This is a genomic window from Paenibacillus sp. 19GGS1-52, from assembly GCF_022369515.1.
Lineage (GTDB): Bacteria > Bacillota > Bacilli > Paenibacillales > Paenibacillaceae > Paenibacillus_AQ.
The window spans coordinates 2,117,205-2,134,068 of record NZ_CP059724.1 but is presented as its reverse complement, the minus strand read 5'-3'; the positions used below and the strand labels follow the sequence as shown (position 1 = coordinate 2,134,068).

The following is a 16,864-nucleotide window of genomic DNA, read 5'->3' as shown; positions in this document are numbered from 1 at the left end:
TTTCTAAATTTTTTCATTTATAATAAACGTCCAGGAAAGAAGACATCCATTAACCTTTTACTGCCCCAATGGTGAGGCCTGTTACAAAATAGCGCTGTACAAATGGATACAAGAGAATAATTGGGCCGGTAGCCAGCACCGCTGTAGCCATCTTGATGGATTGAGTCGGAAGATCAGCAGTGTTAATAACAGCTCCAGAGTTGATTAAAGACTGGAGGTTGGTCTGACTGACCATTCGCTGCAAAAAGTATTGCAGAGGGTATTTGGTAGAGTCACTGATATACAGCATCCCGTTATACCACTCATTCCAAAAGCCAAGTGCCGAGAAAAGACCAATGGTAGCTAGTGAGGGAACCGCCAAAGGAATAAAGATCCTCCAGTAGATGCGGAAGTCACCTGCACCATCAATCGTAGCGGATTCGTATAGGGAATCCGGAATGGCCTTCATGAAATTACGCATCAGGAAGATGGACCATGCTCCTACCACAGCTGGCAGAATCATAGCGAACAAATTGTCTTTAAGATGCAGATGTTTGACCATCAGAATATAGGTTGGAATCAAGCCGCCACTAAAGAGCGTCGTGAAGTAAATCAGAAAGGAAAAGAAGTTGCGGTATTTGAAATCCTTGCGATTGAGAACGAAGCCCGCCATCGACATCATAAACAGCCCAAGTACAGTACCCACTACGGTGATAAAAATAGTGACCTGATAAGCATCTACCAGTTTGGTGGAGTTGTTCAGCAGCATCTCATAAGCTTTAAAGGAAAATTCTTTGGGCAGTAGCTTGTAGCCCTCGCGGACAATTTCCTGCTCGTTCATAAAAGAGGAGGAGATCATTAAGACGAAAGGGAACACACAGATCAGCGCAAAGATAGTGATAAAAATATAACTGAAAAACTTAATGACGGTACTTCCAGAATCCTGTTTTATTTTTGAATTATGCATTTCATCACCCCTGTTTAATTTCCGAATTATTTAGAACAAAGCACTGTCCGGTTCGACCTTACGTACAATATAGTTCACTACAAGCACCAGAATCAGGCCGAATAAGGATTGGTAGAAGCCCACTGCCGCACCCATGGAGAAGTTGAATTGCCCCACCAAGGAACGGAAGACATAGGTATCAATGATATCCGTCTGTGGATAAAGCACAGAGTTAGTTCCGATCAAATTGTAGAACAGATCAAACGAACCCTTTAGAATGCCACCCATACCGAAGAGCAGGAGCAGAATAAACGTAGGCTTCAGGATAGGTAGAGTCATGTAGCGAATCCGCTGCCAGGTGGTCGCCCCATCGATATAAGCAGCCTCATACAACTCATGGCTAATGCCTGTTATTGTCGCCAAATAAACAATCATTCCGTATCCGGTACCTGCCCAGATTTTGAAGGCCACAATAATATACTTCCAGATGCCCGGATCGGAATAAAATTCATAACGATCTAATCCGCCATTGGCAAGTAATGTATTGATAAATCCAGAGTTGAAATTGAATAGGTTGTAAGCAAATACACCAACGATAACCATCGAAATAAAGTTAGGTAGGAGAATAACCGATTGGGAAATTTTCTTGAACCATTTGCCCGATATTTCCGATAGCATGATGGCAAACAAGATCTGAATGATATTCCCCAAGGCTAGAAAGACGATGTTGTACAGTAGCGTATTTTTCGTAATGTTCCAGAGTTCGCCTGTTTGAACCAAAAACTCGAAATTCTTCAGGCCGATAAAGTGACTTCCGAAAATACCCTTGCTGAGATTGTAATCAACAAATGCGACATATGCCCCGGGCATCACCGCATAGTGAAAAATAAGAAAATATACGATTACAGGTGACAGCATAAGAAATAAAACTTTGTTCTTCATGACTTCCCGGACAATATTTCCACCAGTAAGCTTAAACCTTGCCAATAAGTCCACCTCCATTTGCTCTATGCATTCATACAAATGCATGCCTACGATAAATCCTCTTGTTAGCACATCATAATTTGAAGTTACTGCTTTATATAGAGAAGTGAAAACTTCTGAAACATAATAGAAACGTTTCCATTTGCCTTATTAACATTCCCCTTACTAGGAGTATATGCCCCTGTTGTATACGCTGTCAAATAAATATTTTCAGATATGCAAGTCTTTAAATCACAATAATTATTCGAAAATACAATAATTAGGAAACAATCCAAGAGTAATTGACATTATTTTGAGTTGAGGATAAAATTGAGGCATATCATTTATGGAAACGTTTCTATTTATTTTCTTACTAACATACCCTTTGTATTTGCTTCTATTAATAATTTACCCATGTATTCAAATTTCATATCATTTATCACACTAACTTCAGTGCCTTAACGAAAAGGGAGATTTCCATGACTAAACTGTTTATCCAAGATCTTTTGAATGAAATGACACTGGAAGAAAAACTAGCTCAATTAACGCAACTTGGACCTTATTATTGGGGTTTGGACGATACTGTAGATTTAACCGGTCCGTTCAAGGAGCTCAATATTAAGCCACATATCATGGAGAATATCGGCAGCGTTCTGAACGGTACTGGAGCCAGGAATGTGATTGAGCTGCAAACCCGGCATTTGCAAACCAGTCGCCAGAAGATTCCCCTGCTCTTTATGGCGGATGTCATTCACGGCTTCCGGACCATCTTGCCGATTCCCCTAGCTATGGGCTGCACATTTGACTTGGAGGCCTGTGAACGATTTGCCGAAATAGCAGCCAAGGAAAGTGCGGCCGCTGGTATTCATGTCACCTTCTCGCCAATGACCGATCTCGTACGCGATCCGCGCTGGGGCCGTGTAATGGAAACTTCCGGGGAAGACCCTTATTTGAATGCTCGGGTTACCGAGAGCATGGTTCGCGGCTATCAGGGGAAAGACCTCAAGGAAAAAGGCCGCATCGCTGCCTGTGTCAAGCATTTCGCCGGTTATGGTGCGCCCGAGGGCGGCCGCGAATACAATACGGTGGATGTGTCCTCCGGTGTATTGCGTGAATTTTATCTGCCTGCCTACAAAGCGGCGGTGGATGCTGGTGTGGCCATGGTCATGACCGCGTTCAACACGGTAGACCGGATACCGGCAACAGGAAATGAACAGCTTCTTCGCGGCATTCTGCGGGAGGAGTGGGGCTTCAATGGCGTTACAATTGCCGATTTCAATTCCGTAAATGAGCTGATTCCTCATGGCGCTGCAAGCGGTGGCAGTGAGGCTGCTGAGAAAAGTTTGACTGCCGGCGTTGATATCGAGATGATGTCCACTCATTATCTCAATCACGGCTCCGATCTAGTCGAACAAGGTAAACTTGATGTGGCTTTGATCGATGAAGCTGTTATCCGAGTTCTTGAACTCAAAGATGCGCTGGGCTTGTTTGAGAATCCATTTAAGGATGCCGATCCACAACTGGATGAGGCCACTGAACCTTGCGCGGAACATTTACAGGCAGCGCGGGAACTTGGGGCCAGTTCGGTTGTACTGCTGAAAAATGACAATGATACTTTGCCGCTTAAGCGGGGCATGAAGATTGGCCTTGCCGGTCCCTTTGCTACCTCTGTTCATGTGTTGGGCGGCTGGGCAGGGGCGGAGAAAGAGAAGGATTCGGCTGTATCGCTCTATAATGGTATTTCCCAAAAAACCTCTGTCGAGGATATTCTCACAGCCATGACCGGCGAGCTCGGAAGTATGCTCGAGGGTGTTTATGATGTGGAGGATCAGGTGGAAGAAGCGTTCCATCACTTGAAGGATTGCGATGTGATACTCGCCGCTGTTGGAGAGAACCAGGAAGATACCGGGGAAGGCGGCAGCAAGACCAACCTGCGTCTGTCTGCCAATCAGGAGAAATTGATCTGGCGCTTGAAAGATACCGGCAAAAAGATCGTCACCATTGTATTCAGTGGCCGGCCTCTGGAGCTGAAGCCTATCCTTGCTGCCAGCGATGCCTTGCTACAAGCCTGGTTTTTGGGTTCGGAGTCAGGAAATTCACTAGCGGATGTGCTGTTCGGGGATTATAATCCATCTGGACGTTTATCCATGAGTTTTCCCTACACGGTAGGGCAAATTCCGGTTTATTACAATGCCTATCAAACGGGACGGCCTTATGATCCTCAATATCCGCAAGTGCGTTATGTAACTCGGTATTTGGACTGTCCCAATGATCCTCTGTTCTGCTTTGGCTATGGTCTGAGCTACTCCCATTTTGCTTACAGCGACTTTGCTGTTGAAGCAACTGATATCATTCATGCTTCAATTACGATAGAGAACACTTCTGAGCACGCTGGCAAAGAAACCATCCAGCTATACATCCGCGATGTCAGTGCAAGTGTTGTGCGCCCGGTTAAAGAGTTGAAGGGCTTCCGGCAACTTTCATTAGCAGCGCATGAGAAACAGGTAGTTTCCTTCGAAATTACCAAGGACATGCTGATGTTCTATGGCAAGGACGACAAGCTTATATTTGAGCCTGGAGAATTTGATATTATGCTTGGCCGAAACTCCGATGATCTGTTTACAGAGCGTATCTGGATCGGCTGACTTGTGATATAGCTCCACAACTGAAAGCGCCCCCCTCTGCAATGAGTGGGGCGCTTTTGTCGTACAGCTCTGCTCGTGCACAAACTATAAACAAACGCAGCGCCACTGCTTTTCGCAAGAGCAATACGATTGTTTATGGCAACTGCTGCCTGAGTATTCAGTTCTCCAGAATCTGATCCAGTCTTCTGTTTAGAGCCTTCAGACCTTCTTCCGGTTGAATCTGATTCTGCATCATGTTCTGAAGATCCTCGGAAATAGCGGTGTAGAGTGCCGAATATTTATCCGTTTTAGGCGCAAACTTCACATTATTCCTCGAAAGAATAAACAGTTTACGATACGGAAGCTCCTGATAGTCAGCGCTCTGCACAACTGAAAGATTCGCAGGAATATGCCCCGCCTGTCCCCAGATCGTGCCGCCCACCTCGGAGAAATACTTCATAAAGTCCATCGCACTTTCCTGCTTCTGCTCACTGACGTAAGCTGGAATAATTAGAGTGTGGGAGCTTCCCCAGTGCACAGAACTGCCGAATATCGGTGGAATAGGCATGATTCCGATATTCAATGATTTATTGGCGAGATGATGCCCCGCTTCCCATACCCCGCCAAACCACATTCCGGCTTGCCCGTTATAAAAAGAATCCCACGGTGTCTTATCCTTCAGATCGCTGAGTCCCTCAGCGAAGAGCTGTTGATAAAACTTTATGACCTGTACCGCCTTGTCATTGTATACAGCCGCTTTTTTCATATCCGGACTGAGCAATTCACCCCCCGCCTCATAATACAGATCCAGAAAAGATTCCTGAAAATAAGGCGTATTGATCGCTAAAGGCTGCACCTCTGGTACTCGCGAGCGAATTTGCCGCAGAAAACGGATAAAACCATCCGGTGTGGCCTCTTCCAGCTTCGGTGTTCCGTCAGGATTCAACAACCCCGCTTTGGACAAAATATCTTTATTATAATAGAGCATATGAAAATGGGTATCGAGGGGCACAGCAAAATATTGACCGTTGTAGCTCACGCTCTGAGTATTTAATTCGCCAATTTCATTGAAGTCAAATCCCGCCTGCTCCGCCAGCGCATTCAATTGCAGAATTTGCTTGGCTTTGACAAATGGCGACAAACGGTCCGAATGAGCAACGGCCACATCCGGCCCTTTGCCCAGTGACAGGGCAATTCTTAATCTGGCATAATAGTCGTTAGACTCAAGTCGCAGCTGCTTCACAAACACATGATTTTGAGTGCTGTTATAATTCTTGATAATCTGCTCTACAAATTCACCCTCCCCTCCGCCAAAAGGATTCCAAAAGGAGATCTCCACAGGCACCGGATTGGGCGGTTCATTCCGTTCCCCGGAGGAAAAATCTGAACATCCCGGTAGGAGGAACAGGAACATCAGCAGAATCGCCGGAATCCGGCTTATTCCTGTCATCCATCTTCACCTCCTGATTCAAGCCGACTTCAGCCAATTTTGGCAAGCGCTTACAATAATCAAAGCCGCTACTCCTTATTTATGAATCTCCCGGACCAAACTACGATATTCCGAGGGGGATAACCCCGTAATTTTCTTGAAGACTTTGGAGAAGTATTTCGGGTCCTGAATCCCAACCAAACCGCCTACTTCCCCCGCCTTCAGTTCTCCCGTGAGCAGTGTCTTGGCCTTCTCGATACGAATCCGGGTTAAATACTCCAGAAAGCTTTCTCCTACTTCCTTCTTGAATAAATTGGCGAAATAGTTCTTGCTCAGATGCACCAGGCTACTGATAGATTGTAGCGATATTTCCTGATGATAATATTGCTGGATATATTGGGTCGCCTTAATAATACTGCTGCGATCACCTTTATAGATCTCAATCATGTGCTGCACCAAAGTATCAAAAGCCTGAATGAACCACAGCCGGCTCTGTTCCAGTGTTTCCAACTGGGATAGTTCCTCGAAGTACCGCTTCTTCAGCTCCAGCACCTGCTGGGCATCTTTTGAGACATCAGGCCATAGGGTCATTAGAATCATTAGTAGTTCAAGTGAAATGATCTGTACAAGCTCCGCATCCCGCCTTACAGCCAACTGCTCAAACAGCTGCTCAATATACTCCGTAATTTCCTTGGACTGAAAGGCATATACCATGGACTGGACTTGAAGGCTACTGATGGCAATGGTCTCCATTGGAGATACGTTTATCCGCAAATCATCGCTTCCGTGCACAATAACGCGTCCACTTCCGAGAAACAGCTTTTGTTTCACTGCGCTCACCGCTTGGGCATACGCGATCTTGACCTCTGACCATTCACGAATCCGGCCGCTAATGCCAAGGGTCGCGCTCAAACCATTCTGTTCGAATAAGCGGTGAATGATCTGGTCAGCTTGGTGTCTCAATAGTTCTGTCTCGGCACCGCCAGCGTTCCCTTCGCTTTCACTAGCGCTAAACAATACATTAATTTCACCCTGCCGATCAGGGAAAATTTCATAAGTCCGGCTGTAAGGCAACCCTTCCTGCTCCAGATTACGGCGTATCAAGGACTGCCGTTCCGCATACCCCAGCTCTGAAGCATTGAGGCTAATATGCAGCAAATACGTGGGGTGAAAATGAGACAGACCAAATTTCTCCAGAATTTGTCCCTCTTCGCTTATTTTTCCGCTTCCTCTTTCAAGCAGGTCCAGCAAAAAGCTCTCCTTGTGCGCTGGCTCAGAGCGAAACAGCAGCGTTTGGTCGGACTTGCTATTTCGGGCCGCATCCAGGTTTTCCTTGATTTTCAGCAAGGCCTGCTCAAAGTCACGGGGCATCATATCTGATTTAATCATATATTCGGATACGCCATGCTTGATCGCTTCTTTGGCATATTGAAAGTCTTCCAGATTGCTGAGAATGATGATCTTGATATCCGGAGAGATTCTCCGCACTTCGGCAATAAGCTCGATGCCATCCATCACGGGCATTTTGATATCTGTAATCAAAATGTCCGGCATGCCAGTTGCGATAAGTTCCAGCGCCTCTTTTCCGTTGGCAGCCTCGCCGATCAAATCCAGCCCAATTTTCTCCCAATCAATCATGGAGCGTATTCCATATCTTACAATAAACTCATCTTCTACAATAATGACACGGTGCATGTAGCTTATCCCCCTCTACGTCATCAAAGGAAGCATGATCCTAATGGTGGTTCCTATTCCGGGTTCGCTTTGAATTTCAATACCGTACATTTTTCCACAAATGAGCTTAATCCGTTCATCTACATTGGCCAGTCCTATTCCTCCAGTTTTCCCCGCACCGGGGATTGGCTCTGTCAGAAGGCTGCGGGCAAATGCGGGGTCCATTCCCTTGCCGTTATCCGCCACCTCAAACCGTACACCTTGGCCCGGAACCTTGCAGCATGAAATGGTGATCCGGCCTCCAGACTCCTGGTCAGCAAAAGCATGAATCATCGCATTCTCAACTATAGGCTGCAAGATCAGTTTGGGCGTCTGCAACAGCCTCACATCATCATCCATTTCAAACTCTGTTTCAATATTGTAATTGAAACGAAACTTCTGAATGCCCAAATAGCATTGCACATGTTCTATTTCCTCTTCCACAGTAACTGTCTCTTCGGGCTTACCGAGACTGATACGCAACAGCCGTGATAGCAGGCTTACCATTTCCGCAGCGTTGTTGGCCTTCTGAATCAGCGCTGTCCATTTGATCATATCAAGCGTATTGTACAGAAAATGCGGGTTAATCTGCGCTTGCAGCGCTCTTAGCTCTGCTACCCTCTTCTGGTCCTGCTCCGCATAGACCGCTTTCAACAGTTCATCGATTCGCGTGACCATATAGTTAAAGTTGTCGCCCAATATATCAAATTCGTCATGCCGGCTTTCGCTTTATATCGAACGGTCAATTCTCCGGACATCACCTGCCGCATCAGACGGATCATTTTAAGAATGGGATTCGTAATAGAGTTGGCAAGCACGACCGCGGCCAGGATTGAGAAGACAATACAGAGCAGTGCGATGATGACAAAAATCTGCAGCAGACGGTTCGAATCCTGATAAAGTGCAGCCTTGGAAATGACATTTACGACCACCCAATCATTGCTATGCAACTTTTTGGTATTAACAATCAAAGAGTCGCCCTTATAGGTGAGCGGAAATCTTTGTTCGCCTGTTTCCGAATTTTTAATTTGCTCATAACCGGATGTCCCCAGCACCTCAGTCACATTTTTGCCGATCAGCCTGCTGTCCGGATAAGAAACTAGCATTCCACTGCCATCAATAACAAAGCTTTGCAAATCCTCATTGTTGGTCACCGCTTTGGATATCAGTTCTTTCATTACATCCTCACGGATATCCAGAACGGCAATAATGCCTAGAGGACTGTCATCGGATATTTTATACAATTGCTTGGCCAATGAGAAAACGTAGCTGCTCTGGGAATTCAGACTATCCACATAGGTTCCATAACGGGTGGAATACCAGCGGAAATTGCTGCCATCCTCAAGGGTCAAGAGGAACGGATTCACCTCTGTGCGGGTCCTCTTGCTCCAGCGGTATATTCCTTTTATGTAATGCTTCTGCGACACAAAGGAGATGGACTGCACATCCTGATTGATCGCCACGATCGTGGACAGCTTCGTCGTAAGTGACAGGCTATCCACATCGTAGCTGACCGCAGCACTTTCATCAAGCGTCCGCAGCATATTTATAATTTCATTGTTATTTAGAACCTGCATCATCATATCTTTATAGATGCCAAGGCGCGTATCCAAATTATCGACAGTCTGGTAAAGCAAATGTTCGGAGTATTGTGTCACCTTATCATTAATAGTTGATTTGGATATGGAAAAAGAAATAATCCCCATGACAACCAGTGGTGTCAAGGAGAAGAGTATTAAGAGCAGCATCCATTTATAACGCATGCTGCTCTTCCATATTTTTATCCAGGAGATTAAACGAAGGCGAAAGGAATGAACGGAACCGTCAGATGGATGGGCCATGTTTCCAATCCTTTCTTGAAATATAAGAATTTATATGTTCTCATGATAACTTATCCTTATATTTCTCGAAGAAGCGGGTACCGTCCATAATAGGACGGCGAAGCCATTTCTTCTTGTCCAAGCTTATCCTTTGACACCGGACATGGCGACACCCTGGACAATGTGACGCTGAAGCAGAATAAACACAATAATGGTCGGAATTGCCGCAATCGCACTTGCGGTCATGATCAAGTTCAAAGACATTGTATTATTCGACAAAAAAGTGGGCAGCCCTGCCGACAAAATCATATTTTCCTCAGAAGTGATAGCCAGGTAAGGCCACAAGAAATTATTCCAAGAAAGAATAAAGAAGAAAATCCCCACCGATACCATAGCTGAACGCGTAAGCGGCAGGCAGATGCTCCACCATAATCGAAAATAGGGGCTACCATCAATTTGTGCGGCTTCGATATAATCCTTGGGCACACCATCCATAAATTGCTTCAGCAGCAAAATACCGATTGGATTCGTCAGTCCCGGCAAAATAATCGCCCAAATATTATCAATGAGGTTCAAATGCAGCGCTGTTTCATAAAGCGGGATCAATATCGCTTCCGTCGGAATAAGCAATCCTGAAACAATCAGAACATAGAAGATCCCCCGGGTCCGAAAAGGCAGTTTGGAGAAGGAGAAGGCCGCAAGAGAGCTGAACAGAATGGAAATGACCGTCGTGAGCACGCCAATCACCAAACTGTTCCATGTCCAGCGCAATATTTGCGAGTCACGGACTACTTTGACATAGTTGTCTGCATTCAGATCGGACCAGTTCACCCAATCGGCAAGCGTGTATACATTCACACCATCAGGCTTCAGGGAGGTCAGGAACATCCACTGCAGTGGAAAAGCAAACAGGAGTGCAAGTAAAACAGCAATGATGTTTAAAGCGACCTTATTCATGATTTTCTCTCCTCATCCGTCTTTCCGGTCGGTAATTTTGAATTGAACGACGGCAATAAGCAGCATGATGAAGCAGAAAACCATTGACTGCGCTACGGCCAGGCCGAACATATCTTTTTTGAACCCAGTTACATAAATATAACGAATCATGGTATTGGTGGAATCTCCCGGTCCGCCTCCGGTCATGATCTGCACCTGCCCGAACAGCTTTAAGCAGTTGATAATCTGATAAAAAATCTGAATCTTCATCACGCTGGACAAGCCCGGAAGTGTAATATGCAGAAATCTGTGCCAGGCATTCGCACCGTCAATTTTGGCCGCTTCGTAATGGTCGGTGGGAATTTCCTGCAGTCCGGCAAGAAACAGCACCATGACAAACCCTACGCTCCACCAGACGAAACGGTGGTCTGTGAGCCAATTGATGTCAACCGGAAGTCCAAGCGCATGCAGAAGAGCATTCACTGGACCATTCTTAGCATCGAATAAACGCAGCCAGATGAAGCTGACCACAGACACCGACAACACATAAGGCAAGAAAACACGGAGCGGATTAAGGTCCGCATCCGGATATTCTGATTAATAATCAGCGCCAGCACAAGTCCCAAAATGATTACAGTCGGCGTGCACAGGAGCACAAAATAGAATGAGTTCCACAAGTAGGAATAGAAATCCGCGTTGACAAATATTTTTCGGTAGTTAGCCAAAGCCACATACTTCTCCATTCCCTGAATGCCCCAGACATGCAGGCTCATCCAGGCACCGCGCAGCACAGGCCATAAATAGAATACCGAGAAGGGTACTAGAAACGGAATTAAATACAGAATTGCTTTCAATTCTTTCAGTAGGTGCAAAGGCTCTGCCCTGCGCAGGGCAGAGCCTTTGTTCTCTCTTAAAGTCCTCTCCATCATCCATTCATTCTCCTTACTGATCTAATCTAATTGTCCAGAACCTCGTTAATCTCCTTATCCAGCTTCGCCAGTCCATCTTTCGGAGTCTCGCTGCCGAAGATAATATTCTGCAGAGATTCGGAAATCGTTGTGATGATAGTCGTATATTTGTCAGTCGGTGGCGCGAATTTCACGGTCTTCTGGGCCTCAATGAACTCACTGCGGTAAGGAAGCTGCTTGTAGGCTTCGCTTGTAGTTACCTTGCTATTGGCTGGCACATGTCCCGCCTGCCCCCAAATTTCTCCGCCAACTTCAGAGAAGTATTTCATGAACTTGGCTGCGGCAACCTGCTTCTCTGGCGTTACATAAGTAGGGATGACCAAAGTATGGGAGCTGGCCCAATGTGTCTGACTTCCGAAGATAGGAGGAAGCGGCATGGCACCAATATTCAGCGTACTGTCACCCAGGAGCAGCCCTGCTTCCCACACGCCGCCGAACCAGAAGGCGGCTTTGCCGTTATGGAACGTGTCCCAAGGTGTCTTATCATTGAGATCGGCATATTTATTCTTGTATAGATCCAAATAGAAATTCAGAACATTCAGCGCTTTATCATTATTGATGCTAGCTTTGGTCATATCCGCATTCAGGATATCTCCACCCGCTTCATAATACAGATTTAGAAAGGGCTCCTGAAAATACGGAGTGTTCACAGCAATCGCCTGCACATCCGGCACTTTGGCCTGAATATCTGCCAGCGTCTTTTCAAATCCCTCTGGAGTCATATCGCCTAGCTTCGGTGTACCATCTTCGTTCAGCAGCCCCGCTTTTTGCAGGATATCTTTATTGTAATAAAACATGTGAAAGTGAGTATCCAGCGGCACAGCGTAAGGTTTACCGTCATAGGAGACACTTGTGATATTCGATTCGGAAATCTGCGTGAGATCAAAATCAACCTTCGCCGCCAGCTCATCCACAGCCACAATCTGTTTGGCCTTCACGAACGGAGATATACGGTCTACGTGGGCCACGGCCACATCAGGACCTTTGGAAGAAGACAGTGCCGTGCTGAGCTTGGCATAGTACTCATTAGACTCCAGCCGCAGTTGTTTCACAGTCACTTCCTTTTGGGAATCATTGAAGTTCTTGATGATTTGATCAACGAAATCGCCTTCGCCACCACCGAACATGTTCCAGAAGGAAATCTCGACGGGGCTGCCTCCTGTGCTCTCCGTCTTTGACGGCTGGTTGCTTGCGGTGCTTGCCTCCCCGTTATCTTTGGTGCCGGATGAGCAGCCCGCCGTAATCAGAGTCAGTGTCAACCCAGCTGTTAATAAACTTGCAAATCTCTTTTTAATCCCCATGTAAACAACCCTCTCCTGAAGAAATAGTAGTTGGAAGAGCCCATTTGCCTAATGTAAGGGCTTTCTTAATACCTACTTTACTGTGATTACAATCCGTCTTAAACCGACAAAACGCCGCTCATTAGAAACAAATGAAAGATGTTTATAGCGCTTTGTTCCTTTGGAGGTGGAAGATCTTAAGACTGGTGGTGAATCGTAAGGTTCGGATATGTAAACGGCTTCATTGGCTAAAAAAAAGAGCCCCTAAGGGCTCCATAAACACAGGACTAATTCACTAGGATATTGTCAAAGCTCACACTGTTGTTAAAGCCTCCACGCACACCGACACTTCCTGAAGTAAACGTTGCATCGGCATAGGTGATCTTAGGCACGGCCATATCGTTCACATACACCTTAATGGTTCCACTATTTACGGTGATTTTCATGTGGTACCAAGTGTTTGTGGCAATGGACGCCGTTACCGACTGAAGAGACGTCCAGCTATTATTAAAGCGACCCAACCAGATGGAGCCCGCGGAATCAATGCCTGCAGCATAGCCCTTTTGCAGATCGGCTCCGGTGGCCGGACTGGACAGATTAAAGACTAAACTTCCTTGTCCGCTGTTATTGAGCTTCATGTCACCTTCAAGCGTATAGTTCATCTTGGAAGGGTAAGGGGTAAGCACCGACTTATCCGCATTCACCGAATTAACATTATAGCTTCCGCCGCTTACCGACCAGGTTCCCCCATAATGGACCCATCCGCTGTCATTGGCTGCAAAATCGTTCGTGTAGGAGCTACTTAAGGTTCCGAACCGTACCTGAACATTATGTCCACCCACGCTCCGCTCCACGGAATCAATCATGGCAATTTCGTTGGCACCCGTCTGATAAAGTGCCGCCCACCAGGAGTTCCCAAAAGCTACGGGATCATTATCAATCCATGTATTTCCAAAATCATTGCTTAAGGAGAGAACATTAGAGTTGGAACTAAGAACAAGACGTCCGTCACTTAGGGACAGGAGGTACGGCCCACCCTGCTGATTGCTGGATACCTGTGTCCCGATCCCGCTTGCCCAGGTCTTCCCATCCGTACTTTTTTTGGTGAAAACCTTGCAGTTCTGGGTTCCGCAGACCTCAAACGTCACAATATACTGTCCATTCGTCATCTTGGTCCATACCGGCATCCCGGGACGCGCACCGGCATTTGCCGGGTCCCAAGCTACGTAAATTTCATTTCCCCAGCTGGCTCCGCCATTGGTGGAGATTTTCTCGGAAATGATCTGACTGTAGGAGGGAGTTTCGGTTACGTGCTTTTCATTCGCATACATTACAGCAACCGAGCCATCATCCAGAAGTTGCATGTGAGGCTCATATACCCCCTTATCTGGATTTCCCAAGGAACCGACCGTCCCATTATTCTGATCTATCGTACTTAGATAACTCCAGTTGGAACCTCCGTTTACACTCTTGTACACTCTGAGCTGATAGGACTCCTGCCACCGGACCGAACGCATAGCCAGGAGGATGTCGCCATTGGAAAGCTGAAGCAGCTGCCCATTGTCCAAGTCACGGCCTTCTTCCCATAGCGTGGCTGTAAGTGACCAGGTCCGGCAGTTGTCCGTACTGCGGAATACTTGCAGGCGGGTCCCACCCCAGGAGACTTTGGTATAGCCGTTGTTGTCATAAATAGCGGTGACTGCCAGCCAATCCCCGTTGGCCAGCTTAACCATTCGCGCATATTCGGCTCCAAAGGTTCCGGGCCTAAGCCCACGGGCATCCGTCCCCGCATCCGTAAAGGTATTAATATCCGTTATCGTGGATGATGTTCCCCATACAATTGGCCCGTTGGACGCAAAAGCCGGGATTGCCGTAAGCAGCATAATCAGACAGATGAAGACGGTGAACGAACTGAATAATTTTTTTCGCATATAAACCCCTCCTCTTCCTATTCATAGTTAGAAAGACGATTACATTGTTAATGTAAGTGCTTTCATTTATTTATTGTAATCTCCATCTTTTTGTCCTTAAACCGATAATTGACATGTTTTAGGGGACCAAAGTTACGATTATGGTGTACAAAAACCATTTTGCAGCGCTGCTGGGGGAAATACTTACGATTGCCAAAGAAGGAGTGTCCCATAAGAAAATATTTTCACGAATGAAACAGCCTTTAACACTTCAAAGCTGTAAAAGCTAAAAAACGAGCCAGTCTCCAGTTAATTGGCGACTAACTCGTTTTTGTTTTCGAACCGTAGCGGCTTCAACTTACGAATTGCTCAAAGGGAACAGGGATGGAGCTTTCTCTAGGAGAGATTAATCTCCTTAATGACTTCAAACGGTATTTTTGGCTTACGGTCCTCTGTGAGAAGTCCGTTCACTTCCTGCTGAACGTCCGTAATTTGCGTATAGCAATACCCGCAGATGTAAGGCGTGTCTTTGATGGCCTGTGTAATATTGCGGAACCGCTCGATAAAGGCTTCCTCGCTGGCTACTTGATTTCCGTAGCCCCAGCCTTGATCAGAGGTAAAGGCAATTCCGCCGAATTCACTGACAATGACCGGTTGACCGCGATATTCGTAGCCTTTCGCCATCGCATATTTCCAATTGTTGAATGAGAAGCTGCCGCCAAGAAGCCCGCTAGAATCTGTGTAACGCTCGAACAAGACTTGCCCCAGTTCCTCATAATCATGAAGCGTAATAATATCACTGACCGTATGCTCCCAGCCATCGTTGACAATAACTGGACGATACGGGTCTAGAGCTTTCGTTAAATGATACACGGCTTCAGTAAATTGCTGCTGCTGGGGATGCGTAAATATCTGGGGGATTCCCCATGATTCGTTAAAAGGTACCCACGTGATGATCGATGGATGATTATACTGCTGCCGGACAACCTGCGTCCATTCGTTCATAAATGTCTCCACAGCCTCGTCATTGAACTCGAACGTTGCCGCCATCTCCGACCAGACCAGCAGACCTTTCACATCGCACCAGTACAGGAATCTTGCATCCTCTATCTTCATATGCTTACGAACGCCATTGTAGCCCATGGCCAGAATGGCCTCAATATCTTCAATGATTGCTTCTTCCGACGGTGGGGTCAGATGGCTGTCTGGCCAGTAGCCCTGATCCAGAATTAGTCTTTGATATAAAGGCGCGTTATTCAGCAGCACCTTGCCCTGTTCAATGGAGATTTTACGCAATCCGAAGTAGGAATACACATGGTCAACTTCCACCTCATCCTTATATAAAATAAACTCGACATCGTACAGATTCGGTGCCTGCGGGGACCAGGACTCCGATTTCCATGGCCCATTGGCTTCATGCACCAAATCGACATCAAGCTGCAGCCAAGGACGGTCAATATGCAGCGCGACCTGCTTCAAGGTTTTCTCATTGCGGCTGATTCGCGTCTCCAGCCGGAGGGTGCCCCCTGCCTGGTGAGTCTGATATTCAAAACGGACCGAACGATTGTCGAAATCCGGCGTGATTTTTACGGCCTTGAGGTACGAGGGAGATACATATTCTACCCACACACTCTGCCAGATTCCCGTGGTCTGCACATAAAAGCACTCGAAATTCTCTTCCACCCAGCGCTGTTTACCCCGCGGTTGCGTACAGCTCTGGCTATCTTCTACTTTGATAACAAGCTTGTTAGTGCCACTCGTTTCCTTGTTCAAATAATCCGTAATATCAAAGGAAAATGCCGTATACCCTCCTTGATGCTGTCCGGCGTAACAACCGTTGACCCATACTTTCGCGATATAATCAACCGCCTGGAAATTCAACATGACCCTTTTCTCGTTTAATTCCGCAGGCAGTTGCAAATCTCGTTGGTACCATACATAAGGGTGAAAGGAGGATTCAGCGATCCCGCTAGCCTTCGTTTCGTAGGTGAAAGGAACCTGTATCTTTAAGTCCCCATGCAGTTCTTCCTGCCAGTTCTCCCGCTCGCCTACGTTAGCATCGTCAAACCGAAAATCCCACTCCCCATTCAAACTTTGCCAATCTTCACGGACAAACTGCGGCCGCGGATAATCTTTTGTGTACTTAAGAGTAGCCATTACACCATACACGCTCCTTATGAACAATAATTTTGTTTTATAACAATAAATATGTACTAATTATTGCAGAATAACTAGAAAAGTCAATCTGTTAATGTCCACAAGAAGAAATGGCTTTGCCGTCCATTTAGGGATGGCA

At 46.3% G+C, this 16,864-nt stretch carries 13 protein-coding genes; 1 reads left to right on the top strand and 12 read right to left on the bottom strand.

What is annotated here, in order from left to right; genetic code table 11:
• Window positions 1–49: 49 nt before the first annotated feature.
• Both H1230_RS09980 and H1230_RS09975 read right to left on the bottom strand, forming a co-directional pair.
• Entirely contained in the window at window positions 50–946 is an 897-nt protein-coding gene (locus H1230_RS09980; protein WP_239715321.1) for a carbohydrate ABC transporter permease, read from the bottom strand.
• Window positions 947–976: 30 nt separating this feature from the next.
• Complete coding sequence (locus tag H1230_RS09975; protein ID WP_239715320.1) at window positions 977–1,912, bottom strand: ABC transporter permease; 936 nt, start codon at window positions 1,910–1,912, stop codon at window positions 977–979.
• Between the two features lie 455 nt (window positions 1,913–2,367).
• On the opposite strand from H1230_RS09975, the gene bglX reads away from it, so the two are divergent.
• Window positions 2,368–4,533, top strand: a complete 2,166-nt coding sequence (gene bglX, locus H1230_RS09970) for a beta-glucosidase BglX (protein WP_239715319.1) — start codon at window positions 2,368–2,370, stop codon at window positions 4,531–4,533.
• A 157-nt stretch (window positions 4,534–4,690) separates the two neighbouring features.
• On the opposite strand, the gene H1230_RS09965 is transcribed toward bglX, so the two are convergent.
• The 10 genes from H1230_RS09965 to H1230_RS09920 all read right to left on the bottom strand — a co-directional run bounded on the left by H1230_RS09965 (window position 4,691) and on the right by H1230_RS09920 (window position 16,725).
• Complete coding sequence (locus H1230_RS09965) at window positions 4,691–5,962, bottom strand: ABC transporter substrate-binding protein (RefSeq protein WP_239715318.1); 1,272 nt, start codon at window positions 5,960–5,962, stop codon at window positions 4,691–4,693.
• A gap of 75 nt (window positions 5,963–6,037) precedes the next feature.
• Window positions 6,038–7,636, bottom strand: coding sequence for a response regulator (locus tag H1230_RS09960; protein WP_239715317.1), 1,599 nt, complete (start codon window positions 7,634–7,636; stop codon window positions 6,038–6,040).
• A gap of 15 nt (window positions 7,637–7,651) precedes the next feature.
• Complete coding sequence (locus H1230_RS09955) at window positions 7,652–8,332, bottom strand: sensor histidine kinase (RefSeq protein ID WP_239715316.1); 681 nt, start codon at window positions 8,330–8,332, stop codon at window positions 7,652–7,654.
• Complete coding sequence (locus tag H1230_RS09950) at window positions 8,305–9,417, bottom strand: cache domain-containing protein (RefSeq protein WP_239715315.1); 1,113 nt, start codon at window positions 9,415–9,417, stop codon at window positions 8,305–8,307. The genes H1230_RS09955 and H1230_RS09950 overlap by 28 nt, the downstream gene beginning before the upstream one ends.
• 201 nt (window positions 9,418–9,618) lie before the next feature.
• Complete coding sequence (locus H1230_RS09945; protein WP_239715314.1) at window positions 9,619–10,431, bottom strand: carbohydrate ABC transporter permease; 813 nt, start codon at window positions 10,429–10,431, stop codon at window positions 9,619–9,621.
• 12 nt (window positions 10,432–10,443) lie between these two features.
• Window positions 10,444–10,947, bottom strand: a complete 504-nt coding sequence (locus tag H1230_RS09940) for a carbohydrate ABC transporter permease (protein WP_239715313.1) — start codon at window positions 10,945–10,947, stop codon at window positions 10,444–10,446.
• The gene (locus tag H1230_RS09935; protein ID WP_239715312.1) at window positions 10,890–11,339 is read right to left on the bottom strand and encodes a carbohydrate ABC transporter permease; all 450 of its coding nucleotides are present in this window, start codon (window positions 11,337–11,339) and stop codon (window positions 10,890–10,892) included. The genes H1230_RS09940 and H1230_RS09935 overlap by 58 nt, the downstream gene beginning before the upstream one ends.
• A gap of 26 nt (window positions 11,340–11,365) precedes the next feature.
• Window positions 11,366–12,679, bottom strand: coding sequence for an ABC transporter substrate-binding protein (locus H1230_RS09930; protein WP_239715311.1), 1,314 nt, complete (start codon window positions 12,677–12,679; stop codon window positions 11,366–11,368).
• A 266-nt stretch (window positions 12,680–12,945) separates the two neighbouring features.
• Window positions 12,946–14,589, bottom strand: a complete 1,644-nt coding sequence (locus tag H1230_RS09925) for a 3-keto-alpha-glucoside-1,2-lyase-like domain-containing protein (protein ID WP_239715310.1) — start codon at window positions 14,587–14,589, stop codon at window positions 12,946–12,948.
• A 375-nt stretch (window positions 14,590–14,964) separates the two neighbouring features.
• Window positions 14,965–16,725 carry a glycoside hydrolase family 2 protein gene (locus H1230_RS09920; protein WP_239715309.1) on the bottom strand — a complete coding sequence of 587 codons (1,761 nt, stop codon included), beginning with the start codon at window positions 16,723–16,725 and terminating at the stop codon, window positions 14,965–14,967.
• Window positions 16,726–16,864 lie beyond the last annotated feature (139 nt).

What these genes read in the sequence shown, in the direction of transcription:
- H1230_RS09925 (WP_239715310.1), bottom strand. Translation starts at nt 14,589, where the DNA reads ATGCGAAAAAAATTATTCAGTTCGTTCACCGTCTTCATCTGTCTGATT.
- H1230_RS09960 (WP_239715317.1), bottom strand. Translation starts at nt 7,636, where the DNA reads ATGCACCGTGTCATTATTGTAGAAGATGAGTTTATTGTAAGATATGGA.
- H1230_RS09980 (WP_239715321.1), bottom strand. Translation starts at nt 946, where the DNA reads ATGCATAATTCAAAAATAAAACAGGATTCTGGAAGTACCGTCATTAAG.
- bglX (WP_239715319.1), top strand. Translation starts at nt 2,368, where the DNA reads ATGACTAAACTGTTTATCCAAGATCTTTTGAATGAAATGACACTGGAA.
- H1230_RS09930 (WP_239715311.1), bottom strand. Translation starts at nt 12,679, where the DNA reads ATGGGGATTAAAAAGAGATTTGCAAGTTTATTAACAGCTGGGTTGACA.
- H1230_RS09950 (WP_239715315.1), bottom strand. Translation starts at nt 9,417, where the DNA reads ATGCGTTATAAATGGATGCTGCTCTTAATACTCTTCTCCTTGACACCA.
- H1230_RS09945 (WP_239715314.1), bottom strand. Translation starts at nt 10,431, where the DNA reads ATGAATAAGGTCGCTTTAAACATCATTGCTGTTTTACTTGCACTCCTG.
- H1230_RS09935 (WP_239715312.1), bottom strand. Translation starts at nt 11,339, where the DNA reads ATGATGGAGAGGACTTTAAGAGAGAACAAAGGCTCTGCCCTGCGCAGG.
- H1230_RS09965 (WP_239715318.1), bottom strand. Translation starts at nt 5,962, where the DNA reads ATGACAGGAATAAGCCGGATTCCGGCGATTCTGCTGATGTTCCTGTTC.
- H1230_RS09920 (WP_239715309.1), bottom strand. Translation starts at nt 16,725, where the DNA reads ATGGCTACTCTTAAGTACACAAAAGATTATCCGCGGCCGCAGTTTGTC.
- H1230_RS09955 (WP_239715316.1), bottom strand. Translation starts at nt 8,332, where the DNA reads ATGGTCACGCGAATCGATGAACTGTTGAAAGCGGTCTATGCGGAGCAG.